Annotated in this window: 17 protein-coding genes; 8 read left to right on the top strand and 9 right to left on the bottom strand. The window is 68.2% G+C overall.

Annotation, left to right across the window (positions count from 1 at the left end):
* Window positions 1–236 (bottom strand): hypothetical protein (locus GON01_RS06150; RefSeq protein ID WP_198159785.1); only part of this gene is annotated, 236 nt, incomplete at its 3' end.
* 144 nt (window positions 237–380) lie between these two features.
* Between GON01_RS06150 and GON01_RS06145 the strand changes: the two genes are divergently transcribed.
* From GON01_RS06145 to GON01_RS06130, 4 genes are all read left to right on the top strand, one after another.
* On the top strand, window positions 381–1,865 hold the full coding sequence (locus GON01_RS06145; RefSeq protein ID WP_332308474.1) for a coniferyl aldehyde dehydrogenase: 1,485 nt from the start codon (window positions 381–383) through the stop codon (window positions 1,863–1,865).
* A 58-nt stretch (window positions 1,866–1,923) separates the two neighbouring features.
* Complete coding sequence (zwf, locus tag GON01_RS06140; protein WP_181599930.1) at window positions 1,924–3,375, top strand: glucose-6-phosphate dehydrogenase; 1,452 nt, start codon at window positions 1,924–1,926, stop codon at window positions 3,373–3,375.
* A gap of 94 nt (window positions 3,376–3,469) precedes the next feature.
* A complete protein-coding gene (gene edd / locus GON01_RS06135; protein ID WP_181599929.1) occupies window positions 3,470–5,344 on the top strand; it encodes a phosphogluconate dehydratase in 1,875 nt (624 codons plus the stop codon).
* Window positions 5,345–5,433: 89 nt separating this feature from the next.
* Entirely contained in the window at window positions 5,434–7,497 is a 2,064-nt protein-coding gene (locus GON01_RS06130) for a TonB-dependent receptor (RefSeq protein ID WP_157026441.1), read from the top strand.
* A 250-nt stretch (window positions 7,498–7,747) separates the two neighbouring features.
* On the opposite strand, the gene GON01_RS06125 is transcribed toward GON01_RS06130, so the two are convergent.
* From GON01_RS06125 to GON01_RS06095, 7 genes are all read right to left on the bottom strand, one after another.
* Entirely contained in the window at window positions 7,748–8,155 is a 408-nt protein-coding gene (locus tag GON01_RS06125) for a DUF3617 domain-containing protein (protein ID WP_232328675.1), read from the bottom strand.
* A 60-nt stretch (window positions 8,156–8,215) separates the two neighbouring features.
* Complete coding sequence (gene hslO, locus GON01_RS06120; RefSeq protein WP_157026440.1) at window positions 8,216–9,142, bottom strand: Hsp33 family molecular chaperone HslO; 927 nt, start codon at window positions 9,140–9,142, stop codon at window positions 8,216–8,218.
* Complete coding sequence (gene argF, locus GON01_RS06115; protein ID WP_181599928.1) at window positions 9,126–10,079, bottom strand: ornithine carbamoyltransferase; 954 nt, start codon at window positions 10,077–10,079, stop codon at window positions 9,126–9,128. Before argF ends, hslO begins: the two co-directional genes overlap by 17 nt.
* Window positions 10,080–10,241: 162 nt before the next feature.
* Window positions 10,242–11,432 carry an aspartate aminotransferase family protein gene (locus tag GON01_RS06110; protein WP_157026439.1) on the bottom strand — a complete coding sequence of 397 codons (1,191 nt, stop codon included), beginning with the start codon at window positions 11,430–11,432 and terminating at the stop codon, window positions 10,242–10,244.
* A 239-nt stretch (window positions 11,433–11,671) separates the two neighbouring features.
* The gene (locus GON01_RS06105) at window positions 11,672–12,010 is read right to left on the bottom strand and encodes a hypothetical protein (RefSeq protein WP_157026438.1); all 339 of its coding nucleotides are present in this window, start codon (window positions 12,008–12,010) and stop codon (window positions 11,672–11,674) included.
* Between the two features lie 81 nt (window positions 12,011–12,091).
* The gene (locus GON01_RS06100; RefSeq protein WP_157026437.1) at window positions 12,092–12,793 is read right to left on the bottom strand and encodes a dienelactone hydrolase family protein; all 702 of its coding nucleotides are present in this window, start codon (window positions 12,791–12,793) and stop codon (window positions 12,092–12,094) included.
* The gene (locus tag GON01_RS06095) at window positions 12,790–13,617 is read right to left on the bottom strand and encodes an ABC transporter permease (protein WP_157026436.1); all 828 of its coding nucleotides are present in this window, start codon (window positions 13,615–13,617) and stop codon (window positions 12,790–12,792) included. The genes GON01_RS06100 and GON01_RS06095 overlap by 4 nt, the downstream gene beginning before the upstream one ends.
* Before the next feature lie 68 nt (window positions 13,618–13,685).
* Here GON01_RS06095 and GON01_RS06090 point away from each other — a divergent pair, with 68 nt between their 5' ends.
* From GON01_RS06090 to parE, 4 genes are all read left to right on the top strand, one after another.
* Window positions 13,686–14,339 carry a GcrA family cell cycle regulator gene (locus GON01_RS06090; RefSeq protein WP_157026435.1) on the top strand — a complete coding sequence of 218 codons (654 nt, stop codon included), beginning with the start codon at window positions 13,686–13,688 and terminating at the stop codon, window positions 14,337–14,339.
* A 167-nt stretch (window positions 14,340–14,506) separates the two neighbouring features.
* The gene (locus GON01_RS16895) at window positions 14,507–15,343 is read left to right on the top strand and encodes a PEPxxWA-CTERM sorting domain-containing protein (protein WP_232328674.1); all 837 of its coding nucleotides are present in this window, start codon (window positions 14,507–14,509) and stop codon (window positions 15,341–15,343) included.
* A 116-nt stretch (window positions 15,344–15,459) separates the two neighbouring features.
* Window positions 15,460–15,927 carry an SRPBCC domain-containing protein gene (locus tag GON01_RS06080; RefSeq protein WP_157026434.1) on the top strand — a complete coding sequence of 156 codons (468 nt, stop codon included), beginning with the start codon at window positions 15,460–15,462 and terminating at the stop codon, window positions 15,925–15,927.
* Window positions 15,928–16,206: 279 nt separating this feature from the next.
* Window positions 16,207–18,186 (top strand): DNA topoisomerase IV subunit B, encoded by a 1,980-nt coding sequence (gene parE, locus GON01_RS06075; protein WP_157026433.1) that lies wholly within the window; start codon window positions 16,207–16,209, stop codon window positions 18,184–18,186.
* A gap of 3 nt (window positions 18,187–18,189) precedes the next feature.
* On the opposite strand, the gene mutM is transcribed toward parE, so the two are convergent.
* Window positions 18,190–19,002, bottom strand: coding sequence for a bifunctional DNA-formamidopyrimidine glycosylase/DNA-(apurinic or apyrimidinic site) lyase (gene mutM, locus GON01_RS06070; RefSeq protein ID WP_181599927.1), 813 nt, complete (start codon window positions 19,000–19,002; stop codon window positions 18,190–18,192).
* Between the last annotated feature and the right edge of the window lie 52 nt (window positions 19,003–19,054).

The following is a 19,054-nucleotide window of genomic DNA, read 5'->3' as shown; positions in this document are numbered from 1 at the left end:
CGGCCGAGGTCGAGGCCGACCAGGCTCACATTCTTCGAGCCGGTGATGGTGAGCCCGTCGAAATGCGCGCCCGCGCCCGGATTCGCCGCCGTGATCGTGACGGTCGAATCGAAGCTGCGGTTGGCAATGCTCACCCGGCCATAGCTGCCGTCGGCAACGACGATCCGGTCGCCGCCCGCAGCACTCGCAAGCGCAGCACTCAGTTCCGCACTGCTCGCAACATTGAAAATGGTCATCGCTATCCCCGATCGAGACGCGGCCAGGGAAAGCCTGCGGGCGCGTCGTGGTCGGGGCCGGAATAGGCCTGCTAGTTTCAGCGATCGGTTAGAAGGTCTGGTTAATCGCGGCTCAGTTTAGATTCCCGAAATGCTGCGCTGGCGCTGCGGCTTTTACGGGGAGGGCCGCGCCGCCGCCTTGTCGCGGGCGGAGATTTCAGGAAGGATCGGCGCATGGACCTGACGACCCTGCTGCGGACCCAGCGCGCCGCTTTCGACGCCGAGCGCCCCGTGCCGCCGGCCATCCGCAAGGACCGGATCGGTCGCGCGATCCGGATGCTCGTCGACAACGCGGACGCATTCTGCGCCGCCCTGTCCGCCGATTTCGGCCATCGCAGCCGCGAGCAGTCGATGCTGACCGACGTGATCGGCAGCGTCCGCGCGCTGAAGCATGCCCGCAAGCATGTCGACCGCTGGGTGCGGCCTGAGCGGCGCCGGCTCGACTTCCCGCTCGGCCTGCTCGGCGCGCGCGCTGCGGTCGAATACCAGCCCAAGGGCGTGGTCGGCGTGATCGCGCCGTGGAATTTCCCGGTGCAGCTGACGATGGCGCCGCTCGCCGGCATCCTGGCTGCCGGCAACCGGGCAATGGTGAAATCGAGCGAGTTCACCCCGCGCACCGCCGCGCTATTCGAGCAGCTGGCGGGGCGATATTTCGATCCGGCGGAGCTCGCGTTCGTCAGCGGCGGCGCCGAGGCCGGCCGCGCCTTCTCCGCGCTGCCGTTCGACCATCTGATCTTCACCGGCGCGACCGGGATCGGCCGCCACATCCTGCACGCCGCCGCCGACAATCTGACGCCGGTGACGCTGGAGCTGGGCGGCAAGTCGCCAACCGTCATCGGCCGCTCCGCCGATATCGGTCAGGCCACCACGCGGATCGCGACCGGCAAGCTGATGAACGCGGGGCAGATCTGCCTTGCGCCGGACTATCTGCTGGTGCCGAACGACAAGGAGGACGCGGTGATCGCCGGGCTCACCTCCGCCGCCGCAGCGCTCTATCCGCGGCTGCTCGACAATCCCGACTATACGGCGCTCGTCAACGAGCGGCACCATGTCCGGCTGCAATCCTATCTCGACGATGCCCGCGCCAAGGGCGGCGACGTGATCGAAGTGAACCCCGCGCGCGAGGACTTCGCGGCGTCGAACGGCACCAAGATGCCCCTCTTCATCGTCCGCAATCCGACCGACGAGATGGCGGTGATGCAGGACGAGATTTTCGGGCCGGTGCTGCCGGTCAGGCGCTACGGCACGATCGACGAGGCGATCGATTTCGTGAACGGCCGCGACCGGCCGCTCGGCCTCTATTATTTCGGCAGCGACGCGGCCGAGGAGCGCCGCGTGCTCGACCGGACCATCTCCGGTGGCGTCACCATCAACGACGTGATCTTCCACATCTCCGCCGAGGAACTGCCGTTCGGCGGCGTCGGCCCGTCGGGCATGGGTGCCTATCATGGCTTCGACGGCTTCAGGACGTTCAGCCACGCGCGCGCCGTCTATCGGCAGCCGAGGATCGACATCGCCCGCCTGGCCGGCATCAAGCCGCCCTATGGCGCCACCACCGCAAAGACGATCGCACGGGAGCTGAAGATTTAGCTCGGTTGACCCGCCGCTCCCACGCCCTAGGAACAGCCGCGGCTAGCGGGAGATGCGCGTGACCGACGCTTACCAGACGATCATCATCTTCGGCGCCACTGGCGATCTGGCGCACCGCATGCTGTTTCCGTCGCTCTACAACCTCTATCTCGATCGCCTGCTGCCGGACGACGTGCAGATCGTCGCGTCCGGCCGCAGCGCGATGGACGACGATGGGTTCCGCGCCTCGATCGAGCTGCAGAAGACGCTGCCCGAGGACCGCTACGAGCCGGACGAGGCCGCCGCTTTCCTGTCGCGCATCCGCTATTGCCCGGTCAGCGGCGAGGACGCGCAATTCGCCGCGCTGCGCGAGATGGTCGGCGACCGGATCGATCGCGGCGTCGCCGTCTATCTGTCGACGCCCCCGTCGCTGTTCGCGCCGATGGTCGAGGGGCTCGGCAAGGCGGGGCTGGCGGGGCCGACCGTCCGCGTCGCGATGGAAAAGCCGATCGGCCACGACCTCGCCTCCTCCCGGGAAGTGAACGACGCGGTGAACGCGGTGTTCGACGAGGAGCGGGTGTTCCGCGTCGATCACTATCTGGGCAAGGAAACCGTGCAGAACCTGCTGGTCCTGCGCTTCGGCAACATGTTGTTCGAGCCGCTGTGGAGCGCGCGCGGGATCGAGCATGTCCAGATCACGGTCGCCGAGACGGTCGGGCTCGAAGGCCGCGTCTCCTATTATGACGGCGTCGGCGCGCTGAAGGACATGGTGCAGAACCACATGCTCCAGCTGCTGGCGTTGGTGGCGATGGAAGCGCCCGCCTCGATGACGCCGGCCGCCGTGCGCGACGAGAAAGTGAAAGTGATCCGTTCGCTCCGCCCGATGTCACCGGAAACGGTCGAAACGCTGAGCGTGCGCGGCCAATATGGCTCGGGCGCGGTCGGCGGCGAGCCGGTCAAGGCCTATGCGCACGAGCTCGGCCACAGCTCCGACACCGAGACGTTCGTGGCGCTGAAGGCGCATATCGACAATTGGCGATGGGCCGGCGTCCCCTTCTACCTGCGCACCGGCAAGCGCATGCCCGAGCGCAGCTCCGAAATCCTGATCCAGTTCCGCCCCGTGCCCCATTCGATCTTCGCGAAACGGGGCAAGGGGCTGCAGCCCAACACGATGCTGATCCGCATCCAGCCGCAGGAGAATATCCAGCTGCAGGTGATGGCGAAGCAGCCGGGCCTCGACCGTCACGGCCTGAACCTGCGCGAAGTCGCGCTCGACGTGTCGCTGTCGACCGAAGCCGCCGGCCAGCGGCGGCGGATCGCCTATGAGCGGCTGCTCCTTGATTTGATCGAAGGCGACCCGACCTTGTTCGTGCGCCGCGACGAAGTGGAAGCGGCCTGGACCTGGATCGATTCGATCAACCAGGCCTGGACCCAGGCGAGCCTGCCCGCCCGGCCCTATACCGCCGGCACCTGGGGTCCCTCCGCCGCAATCGCGCTGATCGAACGCGACGGAGCGAGCTGGCATGAGTGAGACAGGGTAAAGGGAGCAGCGGCTCCATGTGCTCCGGCGAAGGCCGGAGCCCTGATCAACGCTCCGGCCTTCGCCGGAGCATACGGAGTTTAAGGTGACAAATCTCCACCCCGCCATCGCCCGCGTCACCAATCGGATCATCGAGCGTTCCCGCCCGACCCGCGCCGCCTATCTCGACCTGATTGACCGCCAGCGCGAGGCGGGGACGAACCGCGGCATCCTCTCGTGCGGCAATCTCGCCCACGGCTTCGCGGCATCGGAGGAGGACAAGCCGGTCATCCGCTCCGGCCAGGCGATGAACATCGGCATCGTCACCGCCTACAACGACATGCTGTCCGCGCATCAGCCATACGGACGCTATCCGGAGCAGATCAAGATCTTCGCCCGCGAGCGCGGGGCGACCGCGCAGGTGGCGGGCGGCGTGCCGGCGATGTGCGACGGCGTGACCCAGGGCCAGGCGGGCATGGAGCTGTCGCTGTTCAGCCGCGACACGATCGCGCTCGCGACCGCCGTCGCCCTGTCCCACGCGATGTTCGAAGGCGCACTGCTGCTCGGCATCTGCGACAAGATCGTGCCCGGCCTGCTGATCGGCGCGCTTCGCTTCGGCCATTTGCCGACGATCCTCGTCCCCGGCGGCCCGATGCCGTCCGGCATCCCGAACAAGGAGAAGGCGCGCATCCGCCAGCTCTATGCGGAGGGCAAGGTCGGCCGGGACGACCTGCTGGAGGCAGAATCCGCCAGCTATCACGCGCCCGGCACCTGCACGTTCTACGGCACCGCCAATTCCAACCAGATGATGATGGAAGTGATGGGCCTGCACGTGCCCAATGCCGCCTTCGTCAATCCGGGCACGAAGCTGCGCCAGGAGCTGACCCGCGCCGCCGTGCACCGCGTGACCGAGATCGGCTGGGCGGGCAATGATTACCGCCCGATCGGCCGCGTGATCGACGAAAAGGCGATCGTGAACGCGTGCGTCGGGCTGATGGCGACTGGGGGTTCGACCAACCACGCCATTCACTTGCCGGCGATCGCGCGCGCGGCCGGCATCCTCATCGACTGGCAGGATTTCGAGGAAGTCTCCGAGGCGACTCCCCTGCTCGCCCGCGTCTATCCGAACGGGTCCGGCGACGTGAACGACTTCCGCGAGGCGGGCGGCATGCCGTTCGTGATCCGGGAGCTGCTCGATGCCGGCCTGCTGCACGGCGACATCCTGACGACCTCCCGGAACGGCATGGCGGACTACACGCGTGAGCCGATCCTCCGCGAGTGCTCCGGCGAAGGCCGGAGCCCTGAAATCGCAACGCTCCGGCCTTCGCCGGAGCACATCGAGTGGGTGGAGGCTCCTGCGGCGACCCGCGATCCCACCATGCTGCGCCCGGTCGCCGATCCGTTCCAGGCGACCGGCGGTCAGAAGCTGCTCGCCGGCAATCTCGGCCGCGCGATCATCAAGACCAGCGCCGTCGATCCCGACCGCTGGGTGATCGAGGCGCCCGCGCGTGTCTTCTCCGACCAGGACGACGTGCTGCGCGCGTTCAAGGCCGGCGAGCTCGACCGCGACGTTGTGGTCATCGTCCGCTTCCAGGGCCCGGCCGCGAACGGCATGCCGGAGTTGCACAAGCTGACTCCTGCACTGGGCGTGGTGCAGGACCGCGGCCACCGCGTCGCGCTGGTGACGGACGGACGCATGTCCGGCGCCAGCGGCAAGGTGCCGGCCGCGATCCACCTCTACCCGGAGGCGCTGCACGGCGGCCCGATCGCGCGCGTCGCGGACGGCGATCTGGTCCGGGTCGATGCGGTGGCCGGCACCATCGCGGTACTGACGCCCGGCGCGCTGGACCGCCCCGTCGTGCCTGCACCCCCGCCGGCGACCGGCCTGGGGCGCGAGCTGTTCAGCTTATTTCAAGGTTCCAGCGACGATGCGGAGCGCGGCGCTTCGCCGGTGCTGTCCGCGATGGACGCGCGCGGCTGATCGACGACCCGCCGCATCGTTCCGACCAACCGTCTTGATATATTGTATCACGACCGCTAGTCAGCCCGCGCTGTTTCCGGAGTTGCTCCTTGTCCCGTTTCGCCCTTCTTGCCGGCGCCGCGCTGGCCGCCCTGCTGACAACGCCTGCCGCCGCCGCTGACGAAGCCGCCCCGCCGGGCGACTATCACGAGCCGACGTCCAGCGACATCGTCGTCACCGCGGCGCCGTTCGAGCGGAACCGTGCGGACGTGCTGTCGGCGGTTTCGGTGCTGAGCGGGCAGGATCTGGCGCGCGAGGTCCGCTCGACGATCGGCGACACGCTGGCCCGGCAGCCGGGCGTCTCCTCCACCTCGTTCGGCCCCAACGCGTCGCGGCCGATCCTGCGCGGCTTCCAGGGCGACCGCGTCCATATCCTGACCGACGGAATCGGCAGCTTCGACGTGTCGAACACCAGCGTCGACCATGCCGTGACCATCAACCCGCTGCTCGCCGACCGGATCGAGGTGCTGCGCGGGCCGGCCGCGCTGCAATATGGATCGTCGGTGATCGGCGGCGTCGTCAACGTGCTCGACAAGCGCATTCCGCGCGAAGTGCCGGACGAGGCCGTCCATGTCGACGCGATCGGCACCTATGCGTCGGCCTCCGACCAATTGTTCGGCGCCAGCGCCGTCGACCTGCCGGTATCGGGCAAGGTCGTGCTGCACGTCGACGGCAGCTATCTCGACGGCGACGACCTGAAGATCGGCGGCTATGTGCTTTCGCCCGCCGCCCGCGCGCAGGCGCTCGCCAACCCAAATCCGGAGGTACGCGCGCTCGCCGATCTCAAGGGCCGGCTGCCGAACTCGGCCGCGCGGACCTGGGACATTGCCGGCGGCGCGTCGGTCATCACCGACACCGGCCAGCTCGGCTTCGCGCTCAGCCATTACGACAGCCTCTACGGCGTGCCCGCCCGCTATGATCTCACCACCGGCGAAGGCGAGATGCCCCGCCTCGACGTGCACCAGACCCGCCTCGACGCTCGCACCGAGCTCGATCTGGGCGGCGGCTTCTTCAAGCAGCTGCGCGGCCGCTTCGGCTTCGCCGACTACAAGCATACCGAGCTGGAGGAAGACGGCACCGCCGGCACCCGCTTCTTCAACAAGGGAGGCGAGGGACGGCTGGAGTTGGTGCAGAACCGGCGCGGCGTCTGGCAGGGCTCGATCGGCACCCAGATGCTGATCCGCGACTTCAACGTGATCGGCGAGGAAGCCTTCGTCCCGAAGAACGAGACGATCCAGTACAGCCTGTTCACATTGCAGACGCTCGATTGGGGCAAGCTGAAGGCGGAATTCGGGGGCCGCGTCGATCGCAGCCATATCTCGTCCGATCCGATCAACGTCGATCGGCGCTTCACGGCCTGGTCAGGCTCGGCCGGTGCCAGCTACGAATTCGTGCCGGGCTGGAAATTCGGCGTGAACCTCGCGCATACCGAGCGCGTGCCTTCCGCCGAGGAGTTGTTCTCCAACGGCCCGCACGCCGGCACCCAGGCGTTCGAGATCGGCAACCCGGACTTCAGGAAAGAGCGCAGCTTCGGCATCGAAGGGACGCTGCGCGGCGGCGGCCGCAACTACATCCTGGAGGTGTCGGCCTATTACAACAAGTTCGACGACTATATCTTCGACCGCCAGACCGGCGCGATCGAGGACGGGCTGCCCGTGTTCCAGTCGGCCCAGGCCGACGCGACCTATTACGGGTTCGAGGCGCAGGCGACGGTCACTCTCGCCCGCTTCGGCGACTGGAAGGTCGATGCCAACGGGCTTGCCGATTATGTCCATGCCACGGTGAAGGGCGTCGGCCCGGTGCCGCGCATCCCGCCGCTGCGCCTGCTGGGCGGGATCAGCGCGACCAGCGGGCTGCTGGACGGCCGCGTCGAGGTCGAGCACAGCTTCGACCAGGACCGGGTCGCCCCGTTCGAGACGGCGACTCCCGGCTACACGCTGGTCAATGCCAGCGTCGGCATCCGCCCGTTCGGCGAGGGCCGCGACAAGCCGGAAATCCTGCTGAGCGCGAACAACATCTTCGACGTCGACGCCCGCCGCCACGCGAGCTTCCTGAAGGACTTCGCGCCGCTCTCGGGCCGCGATCTGCGCGTGACGCTGAGAGCCTCGTTTTAATAGGGAGAGGGCGACTCGCGCAATCAGGCGCGAGCGGGGTGAGGGGGACCAAGCGCTTAAATATTGAGCTCCGTATCCCCTCACCCGGTCGGCTGCGCCGACTCGACCGCTCCCCTTGGGAGAGGTGGTTTCCAAAAGAAAACGGGCCGCCTCCTTGCGAAGGCGGCCCAGTCGGCCTCTCGGCCGTTTGGGAGGAAAGCGTGCCTACTCGACACGCGATCCTCTTAACCACGCAATGGTAAATGCCGGCTTAACGGGCGGCGTGTTCGGGCTCGCATTTGCCGAGGCGCCGGCCTTCCAGCGTCACCTGGAACGGCGACTGGTTGGCAAGGCCCTGCGACTCGATGCGCACCAGCTGCGGGGTCTCGACCCGAATCGTCGTGCGGCCATAGCCGGCGCCGGCGCAGGTATAGTGGACGGTCGCGGTCTGCGGCTCGTTCGCCAGCACGAAGCGTGAGCAGGCGGCCCCCGGGTGGCGGAGCTGGACCAGGTCATAGGCGTCGGCGACGCACAGCCGCCGGACCGGCGCCGAATTGTCGAGCGCGCGCAGCTGCCACTGGCCCGGCTCGATGCGGCCGAACGCCTGGATCGGCGCGTGCGCGGCACTTGCCAGCATCAGCACCGTCGCTCCCGCAACCATGATCGCCACCAATCGCATTCGGTCCCCTCTTTGGCCGCCGGCGGCCGATAGGGACAATTGGTTACGATCCCGTCCCGATCAAGCCGCGGATTGCAGCTCCTCGAGCCGGACGGGATGGCTGATCGAGCAGAAGGCGCAGTCGACTCGGATCAGCCCGTCGGCGTCCGCCATATTCTCCTGCTCCTCGGCCGGAAAGCGCGACAGCACGCCCAGGATATGCTCGCGGTTGCAGCGGCAGCCGCGCGTCAGCGCCGCGCCGCCCAGCACGCGCACTTCCTGCTCATCGTGGAACAGCCGCCAGACCAGCGTCTCCATCGGCAGGCCGGGATCGGTCAGCTCCTCGTCGCGGATCGTGCCGCCCAGCGTCTCGACATGCTGCCATTCGGGGTGATCGAGCCGCGCGTGCAGCCGGTCGCGTCCTTCCTCGCCCTCGGGCAGGTGCTGCAGCAGCATGCCGCCGGCGATCACGCGACCGTAGGCGTCGTGACGATGGGCCAGCCGGACAAGGCTCGGGATCTGCTCGCTTTGCGCGAAATAGCTCTCCGCTGCTTCGGCCAGCGACGCGCCCTCCAGCGGCACGATGCCCTGGTAGCGTTCGCCGGTCAGCGCCTGGTCGAAGGTGATCGCCAGATAGCCCTTGCCGAACAGCGCGAACAAAGTCGGGTCGGCCGGCGCCTGGGCGAGCCGGTCCGCGTCGAACTGGACATAGCCGCGCAGCTCGCTGTCCTTATAGTCGCAGACGAGCAGCGAGATCGGACCGCCCTCGGTCTGCGCCTGAAGCGTCATCTGGCCGGTCTCGTTCTTCAGCGTCGAGCCGAGCAGCGCGGTCAGCGCCAGCGCCTCCGCCAGCAGCCGCTCGATCACCGGCGGATAGGCATGCGCGGACAGGATCTGGTCGAGCACGGGCCCGAGCCGCACCAGCCGCCCGCGCGCATGTTGTTGAAGGATCGCGAACCCCAGAGTCCGATCAAGCTCTGTCCGGTCCAGCTCAGTCCGGTTTTCCATTCAGAAGTCCAAAGCACCAAAGCAAAATCGCTTTTTGTGCATGTAGGCGGTTTTCTGCCTCATCCCAGATGGCCGACTGACTGCCGTCCAGGATTTCGTCGGTCGCCTCCTCGCCGCGATGCGCCGGCAGGCAATGGAGGAAAGTCGCCGACGGCCTGGCATGCGCCATCAGCGCGGCGTTGACCTGGTACGGCGTCATGGCGGCGATCTTCTCCGCGCTGTCCGCCTGCCCCATCGACACCCAGGTGTCGGTGACGACCACATCCGCGTCCGCCGCTGCCCGCACCGGATCGCGCTCGATCGTCACCCGCGCATTGCTGCCAGCCAGCCGCGCATTGGCTTCGCGCACGAAGCTGTCGTCGGGGTCATAGCCTTCGGGGCAGCCGATCGCGACCGAGAAGCCGAACAGCCCCGCCGCCTCGATGATCGAGTGCACCACATTGTTGCCGTCGCCCAGCCACGCCCATTTGGAGCCCGGCAGCTGCACCCCCTTTTCCAGCGCGGTCAGCAGGTCGGCGACGATCTGGCACGGGTGCGAGCGGTCGGTGAGGCCGTTGATCACCGGCACCGAGGCATAGGCCGCCAGTTCCTCCAGCTTCGCCGGATCGTCGGTGCGGATCATGATCGCGTCGACATAGCGGCTGAGCACGCGCGCCGTGTCCGCGATGGTCTCGCCGCGGCCGAGCTGCATGCTCCCTGCGTCCATCACGATCGAGGTGCCGCCGAGCTGCCGGATCGCCATGTCGAACGACACGCGCGTGCGGGTCGAGCTCTTCTCGAAGATCATCGCCAGCACCCGCCCGTCGAGCGGGCGGTCGGCATCGGGCTTGCCCTTCGGCCAGCCGCCCCGCGCCTGCTTGCGCGCAAGCGCGTCCGCCAGCATCGCCGCAACGCCGTCCGCACCGGCCGAGGAGAGGTCGAGAAAGTGGCGAGTCACAAATCCTCCCTATCGCGCAGCGATGGGGAGGGGGACCGCCGAAGGCGGTGGAGGGGCCGGCGGCGCAGCCGACGGAACTCACCCTCCGCTTCGCTCCGGGCCCCTCCACCATGCTTCGCATGGTCCCCCTCCCCAAGCACAGCTTGGGGAGGATTCAAGCCCTCACGCCGCCTTCGCCGGCGCGTAATCCCGCGCACCCGCGCTCAGCCGCTCGATGCACTCGGCGATGTCTTTTTCGTCAATCGTCAGCGGCGGCAGGATGCGGACGACATTGTCGCCAGCCGCGACCGTCAGCAGGCCGTGATGATCGCGCAGGTGCGCGACGAAGGCGCGGCTGTCGGACTTCAGCTTGATGCCCAGCATCAGGCCCATGCCTCGCACGCTGTCGAACAGATCGTCGTAATTCGGGATCATCTGCTCCAGCGCCTGGCGCAGGCGGTCGCCCATCGCGCGGACATGCTCCAGGAAGCCGGGCTCCAGCACCACGTCCAGCACCGCCTGCCCCGCCGCCATCGCCAGCGGGTTGCCGCCATAGGTCGAGCCGTGAGTGCCGATCACCATACCCTTGGCGGCGTTCTCGGTCGCGAGGCACGCCCCCATCGGGAAACCGCCGCCGATGCCCTTGGCGACCGCCATGATGTCGGGCGTGATGCCGTACTGCTCATGCGCGAACAAAGTGCCGGTCCGGCCGACGCCGCACTGCACTTCGTCCAGCACCAGCATCAGGCCCTTTTCGTCGCAGATGCGGCGCAGCCCCTTCATGAAGGCCTGGCTGGCCGGCCGGATACCGCCCTCGCCCTGGATCGGCTCGACCAGGAAGCCCGCCGTCGTGTCGTCCACCGCCGCCTCGGCCGCTTCGAGATTGTCGAACTCGACGACCTTGAAGCCCGGCAGCAGCGGGTCGAAGCCGGAGCGGAGCTTCTCCTGGTCGGTCGCGCTGATCGTGCCGATCGTGCGGCCGTGGAACGCGTTCTTGAAGGTGATCAGCGTCGTCTTGTGCGTGTCGCCGTTCGCATAGTGGAAGCGGCGCGCGGTCTTGATCGCGCACTCGACGGCTTCGGCGCCGGAGTTGGTGAAGAACACCGTGTCGGCGAAGGTGTTGTCGACCAGGCGCTGCGCCAGCGCCTCGCCCTGCGGCGATCCGTAGAGGTTCGACACATGCATCAGCGTCGCCGCCTGGTCCTGGATCGCCTTGGTCAGATGCGGGTGGCCGTGGCCCAGCAGGTTGACCGCGATGCCGCTCGCGAAGTCCAGATATCGCTCGCCCTTCTCGCCGATCAGATACACGCCCTCGCCGCGCACCGGCCGCACGCCGCAGCGGGGATAGACGGGCATCAAAGGCGTGATCGGCATGGCGAAGGCTCCTGGGCAAGAAACGCAAAAAGGCGACCGCACGGTCGCCTGTGGGCCGTATAGGAGCCGGGGCCGGGAGAGACAACCCCGCAACCCGGATCCTCCCCTCGCATCGCGAGGGGAGGGGGACCGCTCGCCAAAGGCGAGCGGTGGAGGGGCCGACCGCGCAGCGGGCGGAAATACCTCCGCTTCGCTCCGGCCCCTTCCCCATCCCCTGCAAATGCAGGGGAGGATTTAGTTTACCGCCGCCAGCCGCGGCGATCGTCGTCGAAGCGCTGGCGCTGCAGCTGGTTCTGCAGCCGGTCGACGCGGCGCTCCAGGTCGCGATGCTCCCAGCCGGTCAGGCCGTTGCGGCTGTAACGCCAGGCGAGCCGCTGCACGCCATTGGCTTCGGCGCGCAGCCGGCTGGCTTCGTTGCGCGTCAGCGATCCGCGCTGGAAATTGCGGTCGATCCGATATTCGATCCGCTGCAGCCGCTGATGGATATTGCCGTCGCGACCCCAGCCCTGGGCAGAGGCGGGCGCCGCCGCGATCATGGCGGCCGATGCGATGGCAAGCGAAGCGATCAGTCTTTTCATGGCACTCACTCCTTCTTCGGACATGGCGCCGGATTAGGCGAGTCGCGCTGGAGCGAGCCTGAACGCTTCCGTTATGATCGGTTAAGCCAGCGCTTCGGCCAGAAAGGCGGACAGCGCCTGGTTCGCGCGCCGGTCGGCATCTTCATTGTAGAGCACCCGCCCCGACACCGCCGCTTCCGGATTGGTGAAGCCGTGCACCGTGTGGCCATAGGCGTGGAGCTGCCAGTCCGCGACGGCGTCGGTCAGCTCCCTGGCGAGCCCCAGCACCGAATCCGGCGTCGCCAGCGGATCGTCCCAGCCGTGCAGCACCAGCAGCTTCGCCGCGATCGGCGGCTGCGGCCCGAGCTCCGGCGGCGGAAAGATGCCGTGGATCGAAACCGCGCCCCGGATCGCGTCCGTGCCGGTGCGCGCGAGGTCCAGCGCGCAGAGCCCTCCGAAGCAATAGCCGATGATCGCGATCCGCTCGCGGTCCACGCCCTCCAGCCCTTGCGCGAAGGCAAGGTGCGCGAGCAGCCGCCGGCGCAGCAGCGCCCGGTCGGCGAGCAACGCGTTCATCAGCCCCATCGCCCGGTCGCCGAGGTCGCGCTGGTCCTTCCCGTAATGGTCGAGGACGATCGCGAGATAGCCGTCCGCGGCCAGCGCGTCGGCCTTGGCGTGCTCCAGCGGCGTCGGCCCGCGCACCGTCGGCGCGATCAGCACCGCCGGATGCGGCCCCGCCCCCGCCGGCCGCGCGACATAGGCCTCGCAGGCGATGTCGTGCGCCTGATAGTCGACGAAGCTCATGCCTTGATCTTCCAGCCCGAACGCAGCAGCGCGTAGCAGATCGCGCCCATCACGATATCGATCGCCAGCACCACGATCGCGCCGATCATCACCGGCGAGTCGGCGTCGCCCAGGAAGCCGTATCGGAACCCGGAGATGATGTAGAAGAACGGGTTGGCATGGCTGATCGCGCGGAACGCCGGCGCCAGCGCGTCGACCGAATAGAAGGTGCCGGACAGCAGCGACAGCGGCGCGACGACGAAGTTCGTCACCGATGCCGCATGGTCGAATTTCTCCGCCCAGATCGACGTCAGGATGCCCAGGAAGGCGAGGAACAGCGCGCCCAGCACGCCGAACCAGGCGACCGCCCAGAAATGGCGCGGCATCACGTGCACGCCGGGCCAGAGCTGCATCGCCAGCCACACGGTGGAGCCGACCAGGATCGCCCGCGTCACCGCCGCGCCGCTCAGCGCCGCCAGCAGCTCGCCATGGGAAAGCGGCGGCATCAGATAGTCGACGATCGTGCCCTGGATCTTGCCGACCAGCAGCGAGAAGCTTGCGTTGGCGAAGCTGTTCTGCAGCATGCCCATCACGATCAGGCCGGGGGCGATGAAATCGGCGAACGGGTGGCCGAGCACCGTCCGCCCCGCGCGCCCCAGCGCGACCGTGAAGATCGCCAGGAACAGCATGTTGGTGATCGCCGGCGCCCAGATCGTCTGGAGCTGCACCTTGAAGAAACGCCGCACCTCCTTCACATAAAGGGCGCGCAAGCCCGGCCAGTTCACGTTCGTGATGGACGCGATGCCGGGTGCGAGGCGGACTCCGGATTGGGACTGGTCGAGCATCGGCTGCCCGCCTATCGGCTGACGGCCTCACCCGCAAGGCGCAGGATTTTTGGGACGTAAGGACGACGATGGCCTGGACTGACGAACGCATCGACCAGCTGAAATCGATGTGGGAAAAGGGAATGACCGCCAGCCAGATCGCCGAAGAGCTGGGCGGCGTCAGCCGCAACGCGGTGATCGGCAAGGCGCACCGGCTGGGCCTGCAGTCGCGTCCGTCGCCGGTGCGCGAGGGCAAGGACGACGCCGTCGTTCCCGCCGCCGCGCCCGCGGAACCGCGCGCCGAGACGGCGCCGCGCCCCGCGCCCGCGCCCCGCGTCGCGCTCCCCGCGCCCGAGCGCCCCGCGCCGGCCGCAGCCGCGCCGGATGCGCCTCCGGCTCCGCCGCAGCCGCAGATCCGCTCGATCGGCCCCGGCGGCTTCCTCCGCCAGGCGCCGGGCGAGACCTCCGCGCCGATCCCGCCCGCGCCGCCGCGCCGCCTGGTGCCGGCCAAGCCGAGCCCGGAGATCGCCGGCAAGACCAGCCTGCTCGATCTGAACGAGCGCATCTGCAAATGGCCGCTCGGCCATCCGGGCGAACCGGACTTCCATTTCTGCGGGGCGCCGGTGAACCCGGGCTTCCCCTATTGCGTCGCCCATTGCGGCCAGGCCTATCAGGCGCAGCTGCCGCGGCGCGATCGCCGCCCGCCCCCGCCGCTCCCCTTCGGCGGCCCGCGGGTGCGCTGAGGCGCTTCGGCTCCCGCCTTGGTGCGGGAGCGCTTTGCGTTCAATTTCAAATCGTAACGAACGCAACGGGTCGTGACAAAAATCCTAAACAGGTTATAAACCCGAGTCGTCCAGGCGCCGCAGAGCGCCGGGCGGGGTCGCTTCAGCGACAACTGAGAGGGGGTATCATGTCCAAGACCATGTTGCTCGCGGCCGCTTCGGCCGCGCTGTTCGGCGCGTCTGCGGCCCAGGCCGCCACGATCACGGTCACGCCGACGCTGGCGCCCAACGCCTTCGGCTCGCCTTCCTATGCGGGCTGGGTGCAGAACATCAATTCGGCGCTTCATGACGGCCTGACCGCCAAGGGCGATCCCAACCAGCCGACCTATTTCAAGGCGCAGTCGACGGTAACCGCACGCGAAGGGATCGTGACCGGCTTTCCGTCCTGGAAAGGCGTCGCTGGCCCGGCCGCCGCGTTCGGCGCGCAATATGGCAGCGAGCTCGGCAACCGCATGCATTTCGGCGTCCGCATCGATGGCGACGGCAGCCAGTTCTCGATCAGCCAGCTGTCGCTGGTGATGAACTCCAGCGATCCCGCCAACGGCCTGCAATATTCGGTCGCCGCCGGCGCCTATCAGTACAATGCCGAATATTGGGGCGTGCTGAAGGGCGCGGACGACACGCTGTGGACGGCGGACGACGTCTTCATCACGGGCGGCGCCAACACCCAGCTGGTCGACGGGCTGGTCGGCCGCGGCACCGGCAACTCGTTCGCCGCCTATTGCACGGGCTGCACGGTCGCCCAGCAGCAGCAGGCGATCGACGACGCGGCCGGCTATTGGTCGGCGTTCGGCGGCGGCACCTTCACCGGCACCTATTCGCTGGGCAGTGCGACCGGTTCCGGCACTTTCACCATCACTGCGGTTCCGGAGCCCGCGACCTGGGCGCTGATGATCGGCGGCTTCATGGCGGTCGGCGCCGCGGCGCGCCGCCGGCGGCGGACCGCGCAGGTCACCTACGCCTGACCAGGCTCGGGGCGCCGGCGCGGCGGCGCCGGCGCTCCGGCCGCTGGTCGAATCCCGCCGGCCGCTGGTCGACGCGGCCTTGCGCGGCCGCGTTTCCAGGCATTGATCGATGGGGCATGCCGAAGCGCATCCTGACGTCGATCCACTTGCCGCATGCGCCGGAGCGCGTGTGGACGGTGCTCGCCGATTTCGCGCATTATCGCGACTGGAACCCGCTGAACCTGGAAGCGGACGGCCAGGCCTATGTCGGCGAGCGGGTGGCGATGCGCTTCGCCAATCCGGCGCGGCCCGGCACCACGATCCGCCAGACCGTCACCATCACCCGCGCCGAACGGGGACGCGCGCTCGGCTGGCGCGGCCATGTCCCGCTGCTTTTCACCGGCGATCACCTGTTCGAGCTCTGCCACGAAGCCGGCGGCACGCGCCTGTTCCACAGCGAGACGCTGTCCGGCCTGATCCCCTGGCGCTTCACCGACGAGCAGATCGAGCAAGCCTTCGTCCCCGCCTACGAAGCCTGCAATCGCTCCCTCGCCGACAGGCTGGAGGCGCTGGAAAACGTCGTGCCCCTCCGCCGCGTTTCCTGACATTCAAATCGCTGTCCTACATTCCCATGTTCCTGATATGTTCGCAGAAGAATGAACGATTCGTCCCGCCCTCGCTTGTCGGCATTGATTGATCCGGTCGATCATTCGGCCGCGATTGATCGACGGAATTTTTCCCGCGCGCCGAACCTTCCTAACCTTTCGCGCCCGGCGGCCTGTTCGGCGCATCCGGCGGACGCCTGCCTTATCCCCAACATGCGCGCGCCTGTCGGCCATTGCCGGGTTTCGCACTCGCCCCTCGTCCCTCTATAGCCTTGCTCCATGTCCGACCTGTTTGCTTCCAATGCCGCGATTTCCACCGACTATGACGCGTCCTCGATCGAGGTGCTGGAAGGGCTGGAGCCGGTCAGGCGGCGGCCCGGCATGTATGTGGGCGGCACCGACGAGCGGGCGCTGCATCACCTCGCCGCCGAAGTGCTCGACAATGCGATGGACGAGGCGGTCGCCGGCTTCGCGACGCGGATCGAGGTGACGCTGGAGCCCGGCAACCGGATCACCATCGCGGACAATGGCCGCGGCATGCCGGTCGATCCGCATCCCAAATATCCGGACAAGTCGGCGCTGGAAGTCATCATGTCGATGCTCCATTCGGGCGGCAAATTCGCGGGCAAGGCTTATGCGACGTCGGGCGGCCTGCACGGCGTCGGCGTCAGCGTCGTCAACGCGCTATCGGCCGAGACGACAGTCGAGGTCGCGCGCAACAAGTCGCTCTACCGCCAGCGCTTCGCCCGTGGCGTGACGCTCGGCCCGCTCGAGGAGCTCGGCGCGGTGCCGAACCGCCGCGGCACCACCGTCACTTTCGTGCCGGACCCGGAGATTTTCGGCGATGAGCTGCGGTTCCGCCCGGCACGCCTCTACCGCCTCGCCCGGTCCAAGGCCTATTTGTTCGCCGGGGTCGAAATCCGCTGGAAATGCGCGCCGGAGCTGATCGTCGAGGCGGGCATCCCCGCCGAAGCCGTGTTCCAGTTCCCCGGCGGCCTCGCCGACCATCTGAAGGAGCAGATCGGCGAGCGCGAATGTGCGACCACCGAGTTCTTCACCGGCGCGCAGGAATTTCCCGACGGTCAGGGCCGCGTCGAATGGGCGGTCGCCTGGCCGCTATGGAGCGAGGGCAGCTACAGCTGGTATTGCAACACCATCCCGACGCCCGACGGCGGCACGCATGAACAGGGGCTCCGCGCTGCACTGACCAAGGGCATCCGCGCCTTCGGCGAGCTGACCGGGCAGAAGAAGGCGAAGGACATCTCGGCCGACGACATCGTCACCGGCGCCGAGCTGATGCTGTCCGTCTTCATCCGCGACCCGCAATTCCAGAGCCAGACCAAGGACCGGCTGACCAGCCCCGAAGCGGCCCGGCTCGTCGAGAACGCCATCCGCGACCATTTCGATCATTTCCTCGCCGACCGGATGGAGCGGGGCAAGGCGCTGCTCGGCTTCGTCATGGACCGGATGGACGAGCGGTTGCGCCGCAAGGCTGAGCGCGAGGTGCGGCGCAAGACCGCGACCGGCGCGCGCAAGCTCCGCCTGCCCGGCAAGCTCACCGACTGCGCGGCGAGCGATTCCGCCGGCACCGAGCTGTTCATCGTCGAGGGCGATTCGGCCGGCGGCTCGGCCAAGCAGGCGCGCGACCGCAAGACTCAGGCGATCCTGCCGATCCGCGGCAAGATCCTGAACGTCGCCTCCGCCACCGCCGACAAGATCCGCGCGAACAACGAGATCGCGGACCTGATCCAGGCCCTGGGCTGCGGCACGCGCGACAAATGCTCGCCCGATGCGCTCCGCTACGAACGCATCGTCATCATGACCGACGCGGACGTGGACGGCGCCCATATCGCGACTTTGCTGATGACCTTCTTCTTCCAGGAAATGCCCGACATCGTCCGCCGCGGCCACCTCTACCTCGCCCAGCCGCCGCTCTACCGCCTGACTGCGGGCGGCAAGAGCCTTTACGCCCGCGATGACGCCCACCGCGCCGAGCTGGAAGCGACCGAGTTCAAGGGCAAGAGGGTCGAGGTCGGCCGCTTCAAGGGCCTGGGCGAGATGAACCCGCAGCAGCTCCGCGAAACCACGATGGACCCGAAGACGCGCAGCCTGATCCGCATCACCCTGCCCCAGGATTATGAAGAGCGCGCCGGTGTCCGCGACCTGGTCGACCGGCTGATGGGCCGCAACCCGGAACACCGCTTCCAGTTCATCCAGGAAAATGCCTCCCGCCTCGACGAGGAAGCGATCGACGCGTGATCGTCAGCGCTGGCATGCCGCGCAGTAGAAGGTCGAGCGGCCGCCATCGACCCGGCGCCTGACCGGTGCGCCGCACAGGCATGGCTGTCCCTCGCGGCCATAGACGCGCCACTGCTTCGCGAAATAGCCGAGCTCCCCGCTCGGCCGGGCATAGTCGCGCAAGGTCGAGCCACCGGCCTCGATCGCCGCTTCCAGCACCGCGCGGATCGCCGGCACCAGCGCGTCCAGCCGCTTGCGCGCGATGCGGCCGCCGGCGCGGGTCGGCGCGATGCCGGCCATGTGCAGCGCCTCGCAGACATAGATGTTGCCCAGGCCCGCGACGATCCGCTGGTCGAGCAGCAGCGCCTTGATCGCCGCGCTTCGCCCTTCCAGCGCCGCGGCCAGATATCCGTGCGTGAAGTCCGGCCCGAGCGGCTCCGGTCCCATCGCGGCGAAGACGGGATAAGCTGGCAGGTCGGCCGTCGGGAACAGGTCGACCGAACCGAACCGGCGCGGATCGTTGAGCGCGAGCCGTCGTCCCGCCCCCGTCTCCAGCACCAGATGGTCGTGCGTCCCGATCGTCTCGGGGTCCAGCCGCCAGCGCCCGGACATGCCGAGATGGAAGATCATCGTGTCGCCGCGATCGGTGTCGACCAGCCCGTATTTGGCGCGCCGGCCGAGGCCCGTCACACGCGCGCCGGTCAGTCGCTGGCGCAGGTCGGGCGGGAACGCGAAGCGCAGGTCCGGGCGCCGCGCCTCCACGTGCCAGAGCGTCTGTCCTTCAAGGACGGGCCGCAGCCCGCGGACGGTGGTTTCGACTTCGGGGAGCTCGGGCACCGGATGCAGCTACGCGGCGTTTGCTAGGTCCACAACCCTTCGCTAGTGCACC

The sequence above is a fragment of the Sphingomonas horti genome, assembly GCF_009753715.1.
Taxonomy (GTDB): Bacteria; Pseudomonadota; Alphaproteobacteria; order Sphingomonadales; family Sphingomonadaceae; genus Sphingomonas_B; species Sphingomonas_B horti.
Note: the sequence above shows the minus strand (reverse complement) of the source record. Positions and strands in the feature narration are given on the sequence as shown.

Bases quoted from the DNA above. Each gene is read 5' to 3' on its own strand.
- hslO (WP_157026440.1), bottom strand. From the start codon at position 9,142: ATGGAAAACCGGACTGAGCTGGACCGGACAGAGCTTGATCGGACTCTG.
- GON01_RS16895 (WP_232328674.1), top strand. From the start codon at position 14,507: ATGTCCAAGACCATGTTGCTCGCGGCCGCTTCGGCCGCGCTGTTCGGC.
- GON01_RS06105 (WP_157026438.1), bottom strand. From the start codon at position 12,010: ATGAAAAGACTGATCGCTTCGCTTGCCATCGCATCGGCCGCCATGATC.
- GON01_RS06100 (WP_157026437.1), bottom strand. From the start codon at position 12,793: ATGAGCTTCGTCGACTATCAGGCGCACGACATCGCCTGCGAGGCCTAT.
- GON01_RS06080 (WP_157026434.1), top strand. From the start codon at position 15,460: ATGCCGAAGCGCATCCTGACGTCGATCCACTTGCCGCATGCGCCGGAG.
- GON01_RS06125 (WP_232328675.1), bottom strand. From the start codon at position 8,155: ATGCGATTGGTGGCGATCATGGTTGCGGGAGCGACGGTGCTGATGCTG.
- parE (WP_157026433.1), top strand. From the start codon at position 16,207: ATGTCCGACCTGTTTGCTTCCAATGCCGCGATTTCCACCGACTATGAC.
- GON01_RS06090 (WP_157026435.1), top strand. From the start codon at position 13,686: ATGGCCTGGACTGACGAACGCATCGACCAGCTGAAATCGATGTGGGAA.
- GON01_RS06095 (WP_157026436.1), bottom strand. From the start codon at position 13,617: ATGCTCGACCAGTCCCAATCCGGAGTCCGCCTCGCACCCGGCATCGCG.
- GON01_RS06110 (WP_157026439.1), bottom strand. From the start codon at position 11,432: ATGCCGATCACGCCTTTGATGCCCGTCTATCCCCGCTGCGGCGTGCGG.